This is a genomic window from Dyadobacter beijingensis DSM 21582, from assembly GCF_000382205.1.
Lineage (GTDB): Bacteria > Bacteroidota > Bacteroidia > Cytophagales > Spirosomataceae > Dyadobacter > Dyadobacter beijingensis.
Genome location: NZ_KB907792.1, coordinates 119428 through 138433 on the forward strand (window position 1 = coordinate 119428; position 19006 = coordinate 138433).

Genomic DNA, 19006 nt, shown 5'->3' on the forward strand with positions numbered 1-19006 from the left:
CCACAGCGTGGCCTCCTGTTTCTTGCAAAAGCGCGTCAGGCACTCATTGCCGACTCCGATAGGAGTCTCCGTCAGGAGACTAAACACCTGGTACAATCATTGTTGCTATAAACAGAACGCTCCTCCGGAGCTGACATTACGGCTGTTTCAGTAACCAGATGTCCGAAATTTTGGACTGCTTCCGCCAGTTCAGCTGCGACTCTTCCGGCCCGTCGAAGGTTACCGAAATTTTCCCGTCCTGCGTCAGCGACAGCGGTACGATCCATTCCTTAAATGTCTCAGGTTCTTTACTATAAATGACCGGAGAAAGGCGGTATCCATCCACGCGCAGGAGCGCATCGCCCTCGCCCGCAACGCGTATCGTGTAGCGCGCACGGGGGTCGAGGTTATCGTAGTCCAACGCAGGCTCCCGCTGGAATAGCTGTGTGGACAGCCGTTTGCGGCTCATCCCATTGTCCCACCAGGCCACGTCGGTCGCGTCGTCCGAAACGGTTTTCACGCGCGGGCCTTTCGCTACGCTGGAAACATCGTCATAATAACTCCCCGGCCCCGGATTTTCCCAGGATGCGATCGTTTTCAATCTTGCCAGCTGTTCGTCAGGACTGGTCATTTTTTTGATCTTCTCGAATTCATCAGCCAGCCACCAGCGGTTGTTGAGCGGGTAGTTTATAAAGTCCATAACCACACCACGTTCCGGGTTACGTGGTGTGTGCTTTTGAGTACTCGTTTGAAGGCCAATGGATTTGTAGAGCGCGTCACTTAGATCAACAATCTCCTTGTAAAGATCGCGATCAACGACATGGTTATTCGCTTTGTTGACGATCGCTAATGCCGTGTCCATTACCTGAATAATATTACCGCGGTTAGCTGCGTCGAGGACTACGTTTGCTTGCTTTTCCAAGTCTTGCTCGTAGATAAGACGAAGGCGGGTATACTGGTCATAGTAGGCCCGGAATACGAGCATTTGCCAGCGCCAGTTGTTTTCCAATCCCTCTTCAACTCTGCGTAACACTCGCCAGTGCAGGTAAGTCATTTCCACAGCACCATTTTCAGCCAAAGGCCCTTTCCAGTTTTGTTCTAAACCCTCGATGGCACTCGCAGCGATTGAGGGCGCTCCTAAGCTGGCAGAAAAGAAGAAATTTGCGTATTCCTCCATAATCCGGTGCACATCCATCTGCGGGTCCCAGCCGCGCATACTCCACAAAACTTTGTTCACATCGTCATGGCTGCCGTCGGAATAGGATACGAAACCGTCCGTAAACGGCGCGTATTTCGCGTGGATTTTGGCAAATGCGTAAGGCCGCGGGTTCACCGACTCGCGCCCGAGCGTCAATGCGTACGCCTGGTCGAATTTTTCGACCGGAAACTCGCAGCGGACCTGATGGGTGATATCGGGGTACTGGCGATGCTGGTATTGTTTCGGGAGGCGGTACCGCGTTTCGGCCATCGGCGGACTACCCGGCCCGGACACGACGCCTTGCAGCCACGTTGGTTTTTCGGTTTCGAGGTATTTGTAAAAATAGTCGATCTGCTCCGTGTCAAATCCTTGCAGCGAGATCCACATCTTGGCTTTTGGATGGTATTTTACCAGTTTGGCCTGCAATTCTCTGAGGAATGGCAGCACCTCCGACGGATGGTTATCGCCAGGGTCGCCACCGGGGAAGAAAATGTGATTGAGGCGGGGGCATTCCTTGTAAAACTGCTCGTGCAGGTCGAGTTCGGCCTGGCGTTTGGCAGGGTCTTTCAATTCAAAAGTAGCGGGTGTCCACACCCAGTAGTCCATGTCATACTTGCGGCAAATCTCGCTCATCCTGATGCGCATTTCCCTGGCCGGAATTTTGAAATGCGGACTCGGCTTGTCGTCCTCGTGAAAGGGAATGCCTTCCACGGCATTGCTCCCGAAAATCGCCAGTTCACGAATGTACTGGTCAAACTGCGCCACGGACCAGGCGTCGTACGTGTTCGCGGTGGAGCGGTACCCGAGCTGATGCCCGCGGATCGCATACGCCGGCGACGATGCCACATTCAACGGCCCGGCCAGTTCGAGCAGCGGCTTGCCCATGAATGCCTGACTCATTTTCAGTTGCCGAAGCAAATACCCCGTCCCGAAAAGGATACCCCGCGCATCCGCACCGATGATCCAGATCGTTTTAGCCCCATTATTTACCTCAGTAACAATGCGGAACCCCTCCGGTTTTGTTTCCGGTCCGCTGCTATTGACAGCAGGTATGTTTCTGTTAAACAGCGTCTTATCAGAAGCCAGCGCAATGGCGATCACCGGTACATTACCTTTCGGCCAGCTATTGCCATTTTTGATTCTAATGCCCGTACGTTTGGCAATCTCCTCCGTCAGCACCGCCGGGGCAGTTTCCTTCATGGGCGAAGGCACGTTAGGAGAAATGATCCAGGAAGCAGTTTTTAAGTCGATATGCTGTGCGATGCTCTGTGCGGAAGATATAGCAATGAGGAGGAAAATGAAGCAGAATGCGTATTTCAATTGCGGGACAAAACGGGTTCGGGCATGCATGACAAATACAATCTTAAATGTTGTATTGGTAGTACTGGCATTCGAATATTATGGGCCAGTACAAGCATCATTTATCCGAAGAAGCAATCCCGAAAAACGCGTCGCGGATCAGCTCGTGATGCGGATTATGGTTATGAATGAGAATCGAACCATAACCTTCACCTGCGAAAGTGCTGTCAAACCCATTGATCACACTCCCGTAAAGTAGAAAATAGCCCGTTTTCCTACTTTTAGCATTTAAAACTTTTGTAACCTCATGTCATTTCGTAAATCGCTGGTTCTCTTTATCTTTTTGGTGCTGCTGAATGCAGTGCAGCCGCTGCGCGCGCAGTCGCTGGCGCCTTTGAAGGAGTTTGATGTAAAAGAGGCGAAACAGGCTGTGGCGGTGGATGCGCAGCATTTTTATGTGATCAATAACAGCACCATTACAAAACATAGCAAGGCCGATGGCAAGCTCGTGGCGACATGGGACGGGACCAGGGAAGGGATCGTGCATCTCAACAGCGGCGTGGTGATCAAAGGGAAAATGTATTGCGCCAATTCCAACTACCCCGAGATCCCGATGACGAGTTCAGTGGAGATTTTTGATGTGAAAACGCTGACGCACGTCGGGACGCATAGTTTCGGCATCGCGCAGCACGGGTCGCTTACCTGGCTCGACCAGCGCGACGGGCATTGGTACATTGGTTTCGCGCACTATGCGGGTAAGGAAGCGAGCGAGGGGCGGGATGTTCGGTGGACGTCGCTTGTGAAGTATGATCCGGAATGGCGGCAGGTCGAGGCGTGGGTGTTTCCGAAGAACCTGATCGATTTGTTTACACCTAAAAGCAACTCCGGCGGCGCCTGGGGAAGTGATGGCTTACTCTATTGTACCGGTCACGATCGGGGTGAAGTGTATGTGTTGAAAATACCAAAATCGGGCTATACGCTGGAATATATACGCACACTTCCGGCACCGATCGAAGGGCAGGGCATTGCGATCGATCGTACGGTGCCGGGCAAGTCGTTGCTGTACGGAATCCGCCGCAGTAAACACGCCGTCACCGTTTCTGAAATTCGCTAATTGATTGGATATGATAAAGTTTAGATTGATTTTGTTGGGCCTTTTGTCATCGGTTTTTACGGCTGTGAACGGGCAGGATACTACTTCCAGGGTAAATCATCGCTTTCGTTTCAAAACGCTGATCGTATTTTTCGACGGCTTGCGGCCCGACTATATCACCGAAGCGCAAATGCCTAACCTTTTCGCATTCAAAAAAGCGGCGGCGTGGGGCAAGCACCATCACAGCGTATTTCCGACGGTGACACGCGTCAATTCGGCTTCCTATGCCACCGGCGCTTATCCCGGAACACACGGGTTGCTGGGCAACTCGATTTACATTCCGGAAGTGGCCGCTAACAAGGCGATCGGTACCTCCCACAGCGATCTGAGCAAAATCCCCGGCGCAACTTCCGGCCCGTTGCTGACCGCGAAATCCCTCGGCGAAGTGCTCGCAGATGCGGGCCAGCGGATGATGGTATTCAGCTCCGGCACGACCGGACAGGCATTTTTGCAAAACCACACCGTAAACGGCGCGGTCGTGAATCCCGACCTGATTCTGCCGGAAGCATTCAAGGCGCAGGTATTGAAGGAGATAGGAGAGGTTTCGAAAGCCGAGCCCGAAGATAATGGCCGTCACAAGTGGATCACCGACGCTCTTTTGAAATATGGCCTGGTCAAAAACGGGCCGCTGGTGAGCGCCATCTGGTTTTCCGACCCGGACGGCGCAGCGCATGAACACGGGATCGGTTCGCAGCAGGCGGTGGATGCGATCAGGTATGTCGATGGGCAGTTCGGCCGGATTATGGCTGCATTGAAGGACAAAGGCCCCGATGAGCAATACAATGTTATCATTTCCACCGATCACGGTTTCGTGACCCACACCGGAAAGCAGGGGCTGGCCGATTTCCTGATCAAACGAGGTTTTAAAAAAGACAAGGATTCGGATGATGTGGTGGTGGCCGAAGGCGCTATTTATGTCAAAAACCATGAGGCCAAAACGATCAAATCCATCGTAGCTGCATTGCACCAGGAGGAATGGGTAGGCGCGGTTTTTACCAAAGGCAGGAACAAAGGCGACATGCGAGGCTGGGTAAAAGGCACGCTTTCCTTCGACGCCATTCATTATAACCATCCCGAACGCACGGGCGACATCCTCGTAGCCCCCGACTGGAACGACGCGAAAAACGACAAAGGCTACGCCGGTACCGACTATTCGGGAGGCGTAGCAGGCCACGGCGGGTCGAGCCCGTACGAAATCAACATCGCATTGCTGGCAGCAGGTCCCTACATTCGCAAAGGTGTGGATTCGACGGCATTACCTACTTCCAATGTAGACATTATGCCTTCCGTGCTGGCTATATACGGGCTGCCGGTACCGGCGAGCGCCGACGGCCGGGTCGTTTACGAAATTTTTCAGGACTTCCCGTACAGGGTCATGAAGCGGCCTGCGCCGAGGTTCAGAAAACGGATCGTCAGCGCCGAAGCCAGATATTCCTGGGGAACCTACCGGCTTTCCGCCGAAATATCCCAGCTGGATTCGAGGCGGTATGTCAATTATGCCAAAACCCAAAGAACGCCGGCCCATTAATGGACCGGCGTTCTGGAATGAGCATTCTAAAATCAGTTTTTGGCAAATGCGATTTTAATACTCCTTACCTCGCGAATCCATCGCGCCGGTTTTTTGTCTTTCGGGGCGATGATGCGGAACGGGCCTTCGCCGGCGGGTAACGGCTGTCCGTCCTTTTCGGTCGCCAGCAAGATCACCTGATCGGCAAATTCCGGGTCGATTTCGGCCAATGCGTAAAGCACCTCGTAGCCGTCCGCTGCGGTGATCAGGGCATATTTGGCCAGATTTTCACCGCGGAGTTTAGCGCCGGTCGTCACGCCCGCTTTTTCCAGCAGTTCGATGAGCGCTACGCCTTTGAACTCGTGCTCCTTGCCGTCGCGGTCCTTCACTTTGTGGCTGATCTGTTTCATCGCGGCCAGGTCCTGCATTTTCAGTTCGAGTGGCGTGGCAACCTCGCCGGAAATGCTGAGGGTGGTTGCGGTTTGCGCGTGCGTGTGCATCGCGAGCCCGCATACAAGCGTCGCGCACAATAGGATTTGACTAGTGAATGTCTTGATTTTTAGCATCTTATTGAGCTTTTGAAATAGGGTTTGAAAATGCAGGATTGGTCATGAATGTCGAATCGGTGAGCATACCGAGGAATGCGATAATGTCCTTTTTGTCTTGCGGCGCAAGGCCTAGGCTTTTGCCGTCCGGCTCATTGGAGATATCCTGTAAAAAGCTGCTCAGCGTCGGACTTTGGCGAATGTGGTCGCTGTAATGGTCGAGCACGGCTTCGATGGTTTTGAACCGGCCGTCGTGCATGTAGGGTGCCGTGAGCAGGATATTGCGCAGGGTAGGGACGCGGAAACGACCCTTATCCATGATTTGTCCTGTGATCTTTTCACGGCCCGCGTCCTCGAACGTGCTGTCGAGGCCGTTGTTGTGAAACAGCTCCTTGAACGTTTTAGGGCCGCCGTGACAGTGTCCGCAATTAGCCCCGCGAATACCTTTTTGCGGGTCGGGGTTGTTTTCGAAGAGCAGCATGCCCCGCATTTCGGCGGCGGTAGGCCGGTATTTTCCGGCCAGGTAGCGGTCGTAAGGCGAGTCGGCTGAAATGAGCGTTCTTTCGAACTGTGCCAATGCTTTTAAAATGTTCTGTTCCGAGATACCCTGTGGGCCGAATGCGCCTTGAAAAAGAGCGGGGTAGGGTGCCGTTTGTTGCAGTTTTCGCACCGATTCCGCCAGCGATTGTCCCATTTCATGTGGGTCTGTGAGCGGGAATGCAGCCTGCGTTTCAAGGCTTTGCGAACGGCCATCCCAGAAAAAATTGCGCACCCACAGCAGGTTGGCGAGCGACATCGAGCTGCGGGGCGTAAAGCTGCCGTCGACGCCGGGGCTCACGGGCCGGCCATCGGTGAATGCCAACCTTTGTTCATGGCAGCTCTCGCAGGAAAGCAGGTTGTTCGCCGATAGTTTTTTCTCGTAGAACAGCATCCGCCCCAGGTATACGCCTTCCTGCGTCGTCGGGTTATCGGCGGGGATCGTGAAACGCGAACCGAAATTTGCCGGGTATTTCAGTTCGTAAGGCGCCGGAGTTTTGCGCGCTATCAGCCCGGCGAAAACGCAAAAAGCGGCCGTCAGGATGGTAACTGCCCATCCCGACGGCCATTGGTGCCCCGTCCGTTTCCCGCGACGTTCCGACATTTGTTTAAAAATAATTGAATACCAGGTTCACGAAGAAATTCCGGCCGGCTTCGGGAAAGCCCTCCACCAGGCTGTAATTCCTGTCGAAAATGTTGTTGATACCTGCTTCCGCGGAAATGAATTTATACAATTTTACAGAAGCTTTCGCATTCACCAGCGTGTATGCGCCCGACCTGGTACCGTAGCTCGTGCTGTAACGGCTGCTGTTGTTCTCCACGCTCGCCAGGAGGTTGGCCACTTTCAGGAACGAGAAATCGGCGTAGGCGAATACCTTGTGCTCAGGCACGTTCGTGAAAAGGATCGCCGGGTTCGTCTTGTTTTTCCGTTTGATAAACGAATAGTTCGAACCGAATTTCAGGCCGTTGATGATCTGATAGTCAAAACCGGCTTCCGCGCCGTAGAAACGCGCTTTCCCTGCATTTTGCAACTGGAAACGGCCCGGCTGTACATTGTCCACCTGCTGGATAATGTCGTCGATGTTGCTTTGGAAAATGCTGGCCTGCAAAGCGAGTTTTTCGGCCACCTTGCCGGAATAGCTCAGATCGTAGTTCAATGCTACTTCCGCATGCAGGTCGGGGTTGGGGATGGCCTGGCCCATCCGGTAGGAATAGCGGTCCTTGATGGTGGCGAAGCGTGTCTTGCGCGCAACGGTACCACGGAGCGAATGGTTGGCTGTAATATCCCAAAACAGGCCTACCTGCGCATTCACGGCATTGTTTTTACTGTCGGCAAAATCTGTCAGTTCCTTCGTGGTCGCATTGTACTCCTGCGCCTGGCTGGCATTACGGACATTGAAGCTCACGCCGGGTACCACGGCCAGCGACGGCAGGATCTGGTATGCATTCTCGATACCGATGGAAAGCGTGTTGTCGACGTACGACTGCACCGGCTCGCCCTTGTCATGCTCGCGGTGGATATCGCGCTTATATTGTACGTTAAATTTGAATACGTTACGATCCCAGCTGCGGGATTCGAACTCCACGTTGCCGCCCAGTGTATAATCGTCGTAAAAGCTCTGAAATGCGTAGCCTTTCGTTTGCGTGGTGTAGGTAGTGTCGTCGTAGCTGAACAGCGCGTTCACGAAAGTGTCGTAGTACAGCCTCGTTTTTAGCTTATTTTTTTCTCCCAAAGCCGTGTTTGATATAAAATACAAGCTCTGCTTGTTCCATTTCGGCCATTTCCAGAAGCGTGTCGTGATTTTGGAATCATTGCCTACGTATGGCGGCGTACCTTTTTCGCCATGCTGGTTCACGTAACCGATCACGTATTCGTCGGTCGCATTGGGCGTGAAACCGGCTTTTACGCTGAATTTCAGATCGTCGCGATGGGCATTCTCCCGGTCGTCGGTCTGCTGGTATTTGCGGGGTTTGAAATCCGCCGAAAGCGGGTAGGTGTCCTGTTTGAGCTGCGAAGCGCCGACCTGGTAAAAGAATTTACCCCATCTCGAACCCGCATTCACATTCCACCGATAGCCGTCGCCGCTGAAAATACCGGCTCGGCCATTGATCTCGAACTTGCTCACGGGCTTGCGCGACACGAGGTTAATGGCCCCGCCCATCGTGTTGGCACCATATAAAATGGATGCGAAACCTTTGGAGACATTCACCTCGGCGAGGTCGAAAGTCGTGAAGCGGCCCATATCCACATAGCCGTCGTAAGGCACGTACACAGGCACGCCGTCGATGTAAACAGGCACCTGGCGCAGGTCGAACCCGCGCACGTATACGACGGACTCGTTACGGGCTCCTACATTGGCGATGCTCACGCCGGGCAGGATATTCAGTGCACTGGACAGGTCGTTCCGGTTGAACTGCTCGATGGTACGGTACGAAAGCCGTGCGGCGAGGCTGTCGCGGTTGCTGATGCCGGACACGCGCACTTCTCCCAGCTGAAAGGTGCGATCGGTGAGGGAGGGCGTTTCCTGGGTTTGCTGTCCCAGGGCGGCAAATGAAAGACCGGTGAGTAGGGGTAATAGAACTTTTCTCATCACAAAGCGATATGTATAAGCAGATATATCGCAAAGATAAAGAGTGCGGGCTTACAGACGCGAAAAAATTGACGATCTGCGTCAGATGAGTGACAAAAGCTCAGGTTCTTCGGCCATTACGGCGAGAAGTTTGTCGTTCAGGCGCTTGTAGGCGTCCATCACATTTCGGGCGGTGTCGGTGAGTACCGTGCCCCCGCCTTTGGTACCGCCTTTCTGCGTCACCACGTAAGGGCCCTTGCCGAGGGAATTGAGGGCATCGACCATCGCCCAGGCTTTTTTATACGACAAACCCATTTCCTTGGCGGCCTGCGCGATAGAGCCGGTTTCAGCAATGTGTTGGAGCAATTCGTAGCGGCCAGGCCCGAAAAATTTCACCTCGTCGACAAACACCCAATGCCTCACCCGCATCTCTACATGTCTTTCCATAAACCGATTTCTTAAATGATGAATCTTCCGTTTTCGATGCTGCAAACTATGATTAAATCATAACTTTGCGCCCCAAACAAGTTCTTTAATTTATTTTCCACCTGGAAAAGGTTTCACATTCAGTGAATTAATAGGGAATCGTGTGCAAATCACGAACTGTCGCGCAACTGTAAGTAACGAGTATAGTTCATGCCGATTGATGTCCACTGGTACTGTAATGTTGAATCATTGAATGACCGAATGACCGAATATTTTATTCAATCATTCAGTCATTCGATCATTCAAAAGGTACTGGGAAGGACGGTATGAATGTTACAAGTCAGGAGACCTGCCTTTTCTGTAAAATGATTTATTATGTTCATTTTTACGACCCGCTGCCCGCGGTATGGCAGAATCGGGGAGGCTTCTCTTTGTGCCCTGCTGGCAGTGGCACTGGTATCTCCTTTAAGCAGTGCTTTGGCACAAACCGCACCTGTACATGCTGCCGACAGCGTCAGAACGCACCATTTGTCGGAAGTAACCGTATCCGGCGCCCATCGCAATGCATTTTCGTCCGTCAATAAGATCGATGTGCCGTTGCGCGACATGCCGGTGACGACGTCGGCTGTTTCGGCCCGGACGATCGAGCAGCGCGGGATCGACGATTTGCAGGAAGCGATGAAAAACACGACCGGTGTGCGTGCTAACAACACCTACGGCGGTTTCCAGCATTTCACGATCCGTGGTTTTTCCAATTTTGTACTCATGGTCGACGGTGTGCGCGACGAGCGGCACAACATCTCCACCAGTGCGCCTAGTACCAACCTCGCCAACGTCGAAAGCGTGGAGGTTTTGAAAGGCCCGGCGTCGGTGCTGTTCGGGCATTCCGCATTGGGCGGCATCATTAACATTGCCCGCAAACGGCCTTCTGCCGATTTCAAAGCCGATTTTTCAGCTGCGTACGGTACTTTTAACACGCGCCGTATCCGAGCGGGCGCCGGCGGACCGATCAACGACAAGCTGCGCTACCGCGTCGATTTCGGCATGTCGGATACCGATGGTTACCGGCATTCGGGCTCGAACACCAACAATGGCTACCTTGCATTGGAATACACCCCCACGGAGCGCGACCTGTTTTACCTCACCATCGGCGCCAATAAGGACATTTACGACACGGACACCGGCCTGCCGATGCTCGAAGGCAGCAAACTGGCCCCCGGCATGGACCGCGGCACGCGCTACAACGATCCCGCCGACTTCCTGAAACATACGCGCTACGACTATCAGCTCAAATATGTGCACCGCTTCAACTCCGGCCTCACGCTTTCAGACCAGCTGTCGTATTATAACGATAATATCAATTACTTCTCGACCGAGGAGCTGTCATTCAACGCCACGCTCGATTCGCTGAACCGGTCGTTTCCGTTCTATTTCAACCACCTCACCAAGCCGCTGCAAAACCAGCTGGAACTGACTTACGAGTTTGATACCAAAGGTATTTCGCACAAACTGCTCGCGGGTTACTCGCTGAGCCTCCTCGATCGGAAGACGTACAACGGCGACGTTTTCGGGCCGGGCAAGAACGCGTCGGTTTCGGTACGTAACCCGATCCTGAACCAGGGTTATATTGATTTCAAAGACACCTACTACCGCGCTACCATGGAAAATGTGCATGGTATTTATGTGCAGGACTGGATCAAAATCAGTGAAAAACTGAAAGGGTTGGTCGGCTTGCGTTACGACATTTTCCGCGGCACCTATTTCACCGACGAGGTGGATACCGACCGGAACGTCACTTCCGAAGGGCCGGAATCGAAAATTTCGAAATCGGCATTGACCTACCGTGCCGGGTTGGTTTACCAGCCATTGGAGGCATTGTCGGTATACGGTTCGTATTCCACCTATTTCAAACCCGCGCGCCGGGTGGCTCCGAACGGCGAAACGTTCGATCCGGAAACGGGTTACCAGGGAGAAATAGGTTCACGACTGGAAATGAATGCCCGCTGGACGGCGAGCCTGGCCTTGTATTATATGCGTAAAAACAATCAGCTCGAAGCATTGCCGGGTGGTGTTTACAAGCGCATCGGCTCCGCGGAATCGAAAGGTTTCGAAGCGGAGATCAACGGGTCGCTGCTGCCCGGGCTGGATTTGACGGCCGGGTATACGTTCTCCAAAGCGGAGTATTTGCCTTATGAAAGTCAGGAAATCAACCCTGTTGCGGGCAAACGCGTCGCTTTTGCGCCTCAAAACATGGTGAATGTGTGGCTGAATTACGAAGCGCAGGGCGGCGCATTGAAAGGCACGAGCATCGGTGCGGGTGTCAATTCTATGGATGAGACATTTACCAACAGCGCAAACACGTTCGTCATGCCTGCCTACACGGTGGCTGATCTTGCATTGGGGTACCGCATCGGTCGTGTTGGTATCAGGTTGAATATCAATAACCTGTTCAACGAGCGCTACTATGCCAACGCCATTTATGCGAACCAGTTTTCGCCCGGCGCGACGCGGAATTTTCTCGTTAGTTTGAGGTATAGTTTGTAGGTATTTGATGAAGAATGTCACCAAACTGACCCTGCTCATTCACCGCTACCTGGGTTTCGCCCTGAGCCTGCTTTTTGTCATCTGGTTCCTTTCGGGTTTTGCAATGATGTACGTGAAGTACCCGACCATGCGGTATCACGAACGGCTACAACGTCTTCCGGCCCCCGATTTCAGCCAGGCAAAGCTGACGGTCACGCAGGCGCTCGGCAGTGCAGGCGTGAAGGATACTTTGCGTTCCGTCCGGCTGGGAATGATGCTGGACCGACCCGTGTACCGCATTGCCACGACCAACGGCGCTCACAAGGCTATATTTGCCGACGACGGAACATTGTTCCAGGGAGCGGATTCGGCATTGGCGGCCAGGCTTGCCATCCGTTTTACCCAAATCACAAAAATCAAAAACGCCGGACTACTCACCGAAATCGACCAGTGGATGGCGGCCGCGCGCTCGCAGGGATACGGCACACCCGTGTACCGCATGCACATGGACGATCCCGCGGGCACGTACGTATACGTAGCCGCGCAAACGGGCGAGGTCGTGCAGATGGTGAATGCGAAGCAGCGCTTCCTGGCCTGGCTGGGGCCGATACCGCACTGGATTTACCCGACGGTATTGCTTCGGAACCGGCCGCTCTGGAACGATATCATCGTATGGTCGTCGACCATCGGCAGCATCATGTGTGCTGCCGGCATTGCGATGGGCTTCATTCGTTACAAGCGCAATCGCGGACTGACATTCAGTCCGTATAAAAAGAAATGGTTCCGCTGGCACCATTATACGGGTTTCGCATTCGGACTCTTCGTATTCACCTGGATTTTCAGCGGATTGCTGTCGATGACACCCTGGGACTGGGCACCATTTACCCGACTGGAACCGGAGGAATCGCTGCAATGGACGGGAGGTATGTTCGACACCGGGAAATTTACGGTACCGCCTGTTGCTGTTGCGGCAAATTGGGGTATTGAAATAAAGGAAATCCAGCTGGTTCAGTGGAATGGCAAGCCTTTTTACCTGGGCTACGCCGACGAGCACCATACGCGCATGATGCCGGCGGATAACGGCGCCGGCGCATTTGAAAGGTTTCCCGTCGCGCCCTTTATTGCCAAACTCAAAGCAATGAATCCTGTTGTACCTGTGAAAGAGGCGGTCATGCTCACTGGGTACGACGATTACTACTATTCCAAAAACCACGAAAAACGGCTACCGGTGCTGCGTGTAAAAATGGCTTCCGTAGATGAGCGATGGTACTACATAGATCCCGCGACGGCCCAGGTGGTGCTGAAACACCAGGATCTGAGCCGCCTGGAACGATGGCTTTACCACGGGTTGCACAGCTTCGATTTCCGGTTCCTGGTTTACAAGCGACCGCTTTGGGATATTGTAGTGCTCATCTTAATGGTAGGAGGGACGGCCGTGAGCATTACCGGGCTGGTTTTGACCTGGGAATGGATTATCAGAAAAGCCGCATTCAACAAATAGCCCGGCATTCTCGTCCATGAAGCAGGGAAATAGCCAGTATGCCCGTCATATCAAAAATTACCATTCAAAGTATTTTTTATTCACATTATAGAACTAATTTTACGTTTAGGCGAATACGTTGCGGACAAGGTTATTTATCTGATGGAAAGGACTATCGCGACTAATAACGGCGCCGGGATGCTGGCGACTCATTCACTGAAACGAAAAGAATAATAAGCCGATAAACGAACAGTAGTGCGGAAGCGTGTTGTGGGCTGCCATGACACGCTTTTTGTTTGGAATAGCCCAACCTGCTCCTCATTCCTACACGCCGAATTTCCGGATATTGTATACCAAACTAAGGAGAAAATACCGTGTCAGCACCCGGCTGCGCACATCCTCGATATAGGCGTCGCCGGCATTGCGGACCAGGCTGCGGTTCTGGTTGAGCAGGTCGAAAACCTGTAACCGCACTTCGGCCTGCCGCGTGCGCAGGAACTGCCGGGCCACCGAAGCATTCCATAGCAGAAACTGCTGATTATAACCCTCCGCGCGGCCGGTATTGCCATTGTAGGTAAGGTCCGAGGTGATCACGACATGGCCGGGTAGTTGCACATGCACATCGGCCGTGGCATATTGCGACCAGTACTGCAAATTTTGTTGGGGCAAAAGCGAATACCGCGCCTGCTGCCATGTAATGCGCGCGCTCAGCCCGTAATCGATCCGCCCATTGTAATCCGATTGCAGCCGCAAGCCCTGCCCGAGCGCCGTGGAAGTCGTTACATTTTCCGCGGAGTTGACCAGGTTGGTATTGCGCGCCAGGCTCCCGTGGCTTGTCAGATTGACCGACAGCCCCCACGGCTGGATCTTTTTCCCTACGGACACCACGCCATTGGCATACACAAAACCGCGCGTATTGATGGGCGTCGTCACCTGTGCGCCGGAATCGTCGGTGACGGTCGAGAGGCCGATGCGGTTATTACTCCGGTTCACGCTTACGAATGCGAACAGGTTATCGTTGCCGCCGCGGGCCGAGGCGTTGAACGTGAGCGTCAAATTGTGGTAGTATTCGGGTTTGAGCCAGGGGTTTCCGGTGTTGATATTCAATGGATTGGAATTGTCGGCAGCCGGAATGAGCTGGGTAATGCCGGGCGGCGTAATGCGTGTCCGGTATTGCATACGCAGGCTCCGGTTGCCCCGGAAAGTGTAGGCTAACAGTGCATTAGGCATGAAATAATGGTAATTCCGCTGGTAATCGATGCCCGTCGAACGGTCGATAGGGCGGAGCGAGCCGCGCTGCAAATCGGCCCCTAATGCGATTGTGTACCTCAACCGCCGCGTTTGAAAAGTGGCGCCGAGCCGGTTCGTCTCGAAGGTGCTGGCGAAGTTCCTGCTCAACAGGCTGTCGGGCTGGTCGTAGGCGTTGGTTTCAATGCGTTTATCGGCCACGTCGCGGATCAGTTTGCCGAAATTATTGCCGTAAGCGTAGCGGAATTCCAGTTTTTGGGTAAATGAAAGCGGCTCCGTGAAGGAAACATTCACCGTGTTCTGGAATGCGAACTGGTCCTGCGCATTGCGCTGATCGATGTTTTCCGAGGTCGTGAGCGTGTCGAAGAATACATTTTCAGACCGGTTGTAGGCTGTCGTGTTCCCGGTAGTGAGGATGGAATTGAGGTTCGCGGAAATGGCGCGGCCTTCTTTTCGGAACTTGCGCATAAACAGGAGGTTATTATAGCCATTTACCCCTTTCCCATTCAAATCGTAATGGGTTAATCCACGGTTCAGCGAGTCGGCGGGCGGCCGGTACGAGCTGCTGTTGGTTTTGTTCAAAAAATCTTTGGTCTGAAAGCTGATATTGGGCGTCAGCCGGAAGCTGGTCAGCGAATCCACCGGGATATCGAACCGGCCGTTGATGCGATGGGTCGTCATGGCATTCCGGGAATAGTTGTTCTGGTCGGTGATGAACGAGCGGCCCGGGAGCACGTTTTCCCGCCGGCTTTGCTGCGCTGTCGTCGTGACGGCGCGGTTGACGAAATAACTGGCCGCTATTTCTGCGCGTTTGCCCCATTTCACAGTATTGCTTTCCGTCCGGTAGTTAATTCCGACAGCGCCAACTTCCGTCACACTGGCCGGCATCGCAGGCCCGCCATCATCGCCGCCACCCGGCTGGCCGATCATCTGCGGCCCGCCCGAGCCCGGCATGGGGAGGTTTCCATTGGGCATCGTGAAGTTCTGCTGGTTCAGGTTGTTGGCCTGGCCGATCAGCGAAATCTGCTTTGCAGGGCCGCCATTCCGGTTGTTGAAGCGGTTCACATTCAAACGTGCCTCATAGCGGGCACTTTGCCCGCCGGCGGAAGGCCCGGCACCCAGCGCATTCTGCCCGAAATAGCCCTTCCCCTTGTCTTTTTTAATGGTAATGTTAATCGTCCGCTCACGGTCGCCGTCGTCCACCCCGGAAAATTGCGACTGGTCCGATGACTGGTCGAACACCTGCACCTTGTCCACAATGTCGGCCGGGAGGTTGCGCGTCGCCATTTTAGGGTCGTTACCAAAGAACGGTTTACCGTCCACCAGCACCTTGCCAACCGACTGCCCATTGGCTTTGATAGATCCGTCCCGCGCTACCTCCACGCCCGGCAATTTGCGCAGCAGTTCCTCGACCTGCGCATTCGGCTGCGTTTTAAAAGAGCCCGCATTGAATTCCAGCGTATCCTGCCTAATCGTCACCGGCGCACGTTCCTGCCGGATGACGACTTCGTTCAGATCGGTGCCTTGCTGCGCCATCCGGATCGTATCGACGTTTGCATCTGCGCCCTGGCGCACGCTCACAGGCAGGGAGCCATTTTTGTACCCTACAAAAGTGATGAGCAAACGGTAAGTGCCCGGCGCGGTTTTGCGAAATATGAAATGGCCGTCGCCGTCCGTGATCGTCGCGGTGACATAGGCGGAGTCGCGCGCTTGCAGGAGCGATACGGAGGCCATGCGCAGGGGCTTTTGCGTCGCCGAGTCGAGGACGGTGCCGGTGATTTCGGCGCCAGCGGGTGTTTTTTGTGCCAATGCGGGCAACTTCGCGAGCAGCAGCAGGCACAGCATGCATTTAAATACCGCCGCCACCGGGACCCATTTTTTGGTGAAAATCAGCCATTGCTTTCTGGCGAATGTCTATCAGTTGTTCGGGTTTTACGGTTTCTGCTTTCACGTCGGGCATTACCGTCGCGGCGTCGACTTTGCCCAGGCTCACCTTCGTGGCGCGGAACTGTTCGCGGGTGCCCTCGATCAGCAATACGGCACCTTTTTCGGGCGTCAGCGCAGGCACGGGTGCGTAGCGGATCGGCAGCTCGGTCGTGAACCAGACGGTGTATGGTTCGTTTTTGTAACTAACGATGGCTTTTTGGCACAGGTAACCGGCTATTTTCTTCGTTTGCTGTGTAAGCTGCCAATCGCCGACAGGCTCGATAGGCGTTTCGCTTTTGTAGGTACGGGCCTCCTGGTCGTGGCCCACCGTCACAAATGTTACGATCTTTTTCCCCGCAATATCGGTCACGAGGTATTCCTCGAACGGCCGGCCGGCATTGGTCGTCTGCGGTACGCCGCCGGGTGTTTGCATGACCTTGATCATCATATTTTCCTCGTCGCGGTTTTCGCGTACGAAATTGCCGGCGAAGAGCACTTTCTGCCCGACGGTGCGTGTGTCGGGCACGTCGGTCGGAAAGTTCGGGTCGCCCTGCCGCACTTCCTCGCCATTGACCATGAAGCGCAGTCGCGACTGGTCGATTTTCCGCACGATTTCATAGTTGATTTGTCCCGACTGCTGTGCGAACGAAAGGGCATTTGCCGCGAAAAGCAGCACGATACTTAGCATAAGCTTTTTCATGTTGTCGCCTTGGTTTGATTGACAGCTCAAAGGTCTGGCGGCGCTTTGTAAGGTTCTGCTATTTAATGTTAAGTAGTGTTAAAATGCAGCTTCCCGGCAGAGTTCAAAAAAACATGTCCCAAATGCCACATTTGGCCCGGAAACTAAAAAAATCACATTCCGCGATGTCTTGGCGAAAACCTTGCTTATCTTGTTTCAACTAATACTATACTCAATAACCCTCTGTTTGCTAATGGTTTATAACTTTTACTTCAAAGCGTTTCTCTTTATTATCTTTTTCCTGTCGAGCTTATGGGTTTACAGGGGTTATATTCAAAACCCTGACCGCAAGCTTTCCGGGCAAAACGCGGCGCTCGGCCTGGTGGCAATGCTGCTGATGGTGTGGGCCGTGAGGCTCCCGTTCCTGCGCGAAAGAGAACACGATATCGATACCAGCACATGGCTCAGCGCCGTCATCGCCATTAACCATTACCCTGATAAACTCTGGACGTTATTGAACTATACCGACGCGCGTCCGCTGACCGTGTTCCCGTTGCTGGCCGGTTCCTGGGTGGGCATGCCCGTCGGCTATGGCAGCGCGGAGATCATCGGGCTCGTGCTGTGGACCGGGACGGTTTTACTGTTATTTCAAATCTGCAAACTCGTTGGCGGGCGCAGTCTGGGCCTTGTGGTCACGTGGAGCCTCGCCGTGTTTCTGGCTACGATCTGCCACATTTTTGCCGCCTATAACTCCGAGCATAGCAGTATTTTCATGGTAACGGCGGGCGTCACGTTGTTTTTCCTGTACATCTACCGGCGATGGACGAGCCGGGCCGTAGCGGTGGCCACCGGTATTTTGCTGGGAAGCCTCATTTACGCCAAGTTCCAGAATGCCCCCATGGGATTACTCACGGGGGCATTTTTATTGTTCAGCATGGCCGGTCGGAAAGACTGGGCGAACGCCGGTGCATTGCTGCTCGGCTGCCTGCTGCCGACGCTTTTCGTGAATGTGTTTTACGGTCTGCGTGGCAAGGTGGACGTGTTTTGGAACAACTACTTCTGGAATTACTTTTACTATTCCTTCACAACGCAATTCTCCTCGATGCCTATCGCCGAGCGGTTTAGTCCGGGGCGGGTGATCCGCTTTATTTTCTATGCGACGAGCTCGGGCATTTACGTTTTCACGCTCTCGGCATTGGCGGTGGCGCTGCCGGTAATCACTTTCAAAAAATGGCGTTCGGGGGTAGGGGAGCAGGGTATCGCGCTTGCGTTTTCGTTTTTGCTGCTGTTGCTGAGCATTTATGCGGTGCTGCAGTCGGGTAACAATTTTGAGCATTACAAGCTTTTCCTGTTCGTTCCGTTGCTCATCTTCAACGCATTTTTCCTGGCCCGAAGCCAACCTGTGGTGCGGAAATTTGCGATTGGTTTCCTGCTGCTGGGCGGCGTGCTGCAAACGGCCGTCAACCTCCGATACCTCGACCGCGACGTGGCGTACGACCCGCGCACCGAAACCGATCGGAAAGTGGTAGGGCACATTCAAAAGCACTCCCGGGCAAGCGATCCCGTGGTGGTGTGGGGCTGGCGCGACGGCCTGCTCGTGAGCTCGCAGCGCCCGATGGGCTACCGCGATGTGCACACCTTCCATTTTTCCATGAAATCGCCCTTGATCCCTAACTGGACGGAAGATTTCCTCGAAGATATGGAGGAGAACAAGCCGAAGATCTTCGTCGAAGCGATGATCCGCAACTACTCCGAGCGGGGGGATTTGTTTCTGCCCCATGACAAAGTGCCGGTCGTGCGCGAATATGTGCGGAAGCATTACCGCCTCGTCAGCGAATTGGATGGTGTGAAAATTTTCCATCGTAAAGAAGTACCGACGATTTCTTTACTGCGCTAGAACAGCCTGCAAATCAGTGCAATTTAGTGTTAAATAGTG

The 19006-nt window shown here is 53.7% G+C and carries 13 protein-coding genes and 1 riboswitch; of the genes, 5 read left to right on the forward strand and 8 right to left on the reverse strand.

Annotation, left to right across the window (positions count from 1 at the left end; genetic code table 11):
* Positions 1–136: 136 nt before the first annotated feature.
* Positions 137–2527, reverse strand: a complete 2391-nt coding sequence (locus tag H144_RS0128880; RefSeq protein WP_019945615.1) for a hypothetical protein — start codon at positions 2525–2527, stop codon at positions 137–139.
* A gap of 67 nt (positions 2528–2594) precedes the next feature.
* Positions 2595–2720, reverse strand: a complete 126-nt coding sequence (locus tag H144_RS34990; RefSeq protein WP_019945616.1) for a hypothetical protein — start codon at positions 2718–2720, stop codon at positions 2595–2597.
* Between the two features lie 63 nt (positions 2721–2783).
* Between H144_RS34990 and H144_RS0128890 the strand changes: the two genes are divergently transcribed.
* Positions 2784–3590, forward strand: a complete 807-nt coding sequence (locus tag H144_RS0128890) for a hypothetical protein (protein ID WP_019945617.1) — start codon at positions 2784–2786, stop codon at positions 3588–3590.
* 10 nt (positions 3591–3600) lie between these two features.
* On the forward strand, positions 3601–5157 hold the full coding sequence (locus H144_RS0128895; RefSeq protein WP_026351078.1) for an alkaline phosphatase family protein: 1557 nt from the start codon (positions 3601–3603) through the stop codon (positions 5155–5157).
* Positions 5158–5189: 32 nt separating this feature from the next.
* Here H144_RS0128895 and H144_RS0128900 read toward each other — a convergent pair whose 3' ends face one another.
* The 4 genes from H144_RS0128900 to H144_RS0128915 form a co-directional block, all read right to left on the reverse strand.
* Entirely contained in the window at positions 5190–5702 is a 513-nt protein-coding gene (locus H144_RS0128900; RefSeq protein ID WP_033403434.1) for a molybdopterin-dependent oxidoreductase, read from the reverse strand.
* Position 5703: 1 nt separating this feature from the next.
* Positions 5704–6822 (reverse strand): cytochrome-c peroxidase, encoded by a 1119-nt coding sequence (locus H144_RS0128905; RefSeq protein ID WP_019945620.1) that lies wholly within the window; start codon positions 6820–6822, stop codon positions 5704–5706.
* Positions 6823–6826: 4 nt separating this feature from the next.
* Positions 6827–8809 carry a TonB-dependent receptor plug domain-containing protein gene (locus H144_RS0128910; protein WP_019945621.1) on the reverse strand — a complete coding sequence of 661 codons (1983 nt, stop codon included), beginning with the start codon at positions 8807–8809 and terminating at the stop codon, positions 6827–6829.
* Between the two features lie 81 nt (positions 8810–8890).
* A complete protein-coding gene (locus H144_RS0128915; RefSeq protein WP_026351080.1) occupies positions 8891–9235 on the reverse strand; it encodes a winged helix-turn-helix domain-containing protein in 345 nt (114 codons plus the stop codon).
* A 91-nt stretch (positions 9236–9326) separates the two neighbouring features.
* A riboswitch (cobalamin riboswitch) is annotated at positions 9327–9585 on the forward strand.
* Between the two features lie 4 nt (positions 9586–9589).
* On the opposite strand from H144_RS0128915, the gene H144_RS0128920 reads away from it, so the two are divergent.
* The gene (locus H144_RS0128920) at positions 9590–11758 is read left to right on the forward strand and encodes a TonB-dependent receptor (protein WP_019945623.1); all 2169 of its coding nucleotides are present in this window, start codon (positions 9590–9592) and stop codon (positions 11756–11758) included.
* A gap of 7 nt (positions 11759–11765) precedes the next feature.
* On the forward strand, positions 11766–13238 hold the full coding sequence (locus tag H144_RS0128925; RefSeq protein WP_019945624.1) for a PepSY domain-containing protein: 1473 nt from the start codon (positions 11766–11768) through the stop codon (positions 13236–13238).
* A 303-nt stretch (positions 13239–13541) separates the two neighbouring features.
* Here the strand turns inward: H144_RS0128925 and H144_RS0128930 are convergent, their stop codons facing one another.
* Together H144_RS0128930 and H144_RS0128935 are read right to left on the reverse strand one after the other, a co-directional pair.
* Positions 13542–16310, reverse strand: coding sequence for a TonB-dependent receptor (locus H144_RS0128930; RefSeq protein ID WP_019945625.1), 2769 nt, complete (start codon positions 16308–16310; stop codon positions 13542–13544).
* Between the two features lie 4 nt (positions 16311–16314).
* Complete coding sequence (locus tag H144_RS0128935; RefSeq protein ID WP_019945626.1) at positions 16315–17091, reverse strand: GLPGLI family protein; 777 nt, start codon at positions 17089–17091, stop codon at positions 16315–16317.
* A 232-nt stretch (positions 17092–17323) separates the two neighbouring features.
* Between H144_RS0128935 and H144_RS0128940 the strand changes: the two genes are divergently transcribed.
* The gene (locus tag H144_RS0128940) at positions 17324–18967 is read left to right on the forward strand and encodes a hypothetical protein (protein ID WP_019945627.1); all 1644 of its coding nucleotides are present in this window, start codon (positions 17324–17326) and stop codon (positions 18965–18967) included.
* The last annotated feature ends 39 nt before the right edge of the window (positions 18968–19006 follow it).

Coding starts and splice junctions, on each gene's coding strand:
- H144_RS0128890 (WP_019945617.1), top strand. CDS start 2,784: ATGTCATTTCGTAAATCGCTGGTTCTCTTTATCTTTTTGGTGCTGCTG.
- H144_RS0128930 (WP_019945625.1), bottom strand. CDS start 16,310: ATGCTGTGCCTGCTGCTGCTCGCGAAGTTGCCCGCATTGGCACAAAAA.
- H144_RS0128915 (WP_026351080.1), bottom strand. CDS start 9,235: ATGGAAAGACATGTAGAGATGCGGGTGAGGCATTGGGTGTTTGTCGAC.
- H144_RS0128935 (WP_019945626.1), bottom strand. CDS start 17,091: ATGAAAAAGCTTATGCTAAGTATCGTGCTGCTTTTCGCGGCAAATGCC.
- H144_RS0128905 (WP_019945620.1), bottom strand. CDS start 6,822: ATGTCGGAACGTCGCGGGAAACGGACGGGGCACCAATGGCCGTCGGGA.
- H144_RS0128940 (WP_019945627.1), top strand. CDS start 17,324: ATGGTTTATAACTTTTACTTCAAAGCGTTTCTCTTTATTATCTTTTTC.
- H144_RS0128895 (WP_026351078.1), top strand. CDS start 3,601: ATGATAAAGTTTAGATTGATTTTGTTGGGCCTTTTGTCATCGGTTTTT.
- H144_RS0128910 (WP_019945621.1), bottom strand. CDS start 8,809: ATGAGAAAAGTTCTATTACCCCTACTCACCGGTCTTTCATTTGCCGCC.
- H144_RS0128925 (WP_019945624.1), top strand. CDS start 11,766: ATGAAGAATGTCACCAAACTGACCCTGCTCATTCACCGCTACCTGGGT.
- H144_RS0128880 (WP_019945615.1), bottom strand. CDS start 2,527: ATGCATGCCCGAACCCGTTTTGTCCCGCAATTGAAATACGCATTCTGC.
- H144_RS0128900 (WP_033403434.1), bottom strand. CDS start 5,702: ATGCTAAAAATCAAGACATTCACTAGTCAAATCCTATTGTGCGCGACG.
- H144_RS0128920 (WP_019945623.1), top strand. CDS start 9,590: ATGTTCATTTTTACGACCCGCTGCCCGCGGTATGGCAGAATCGGGGAG.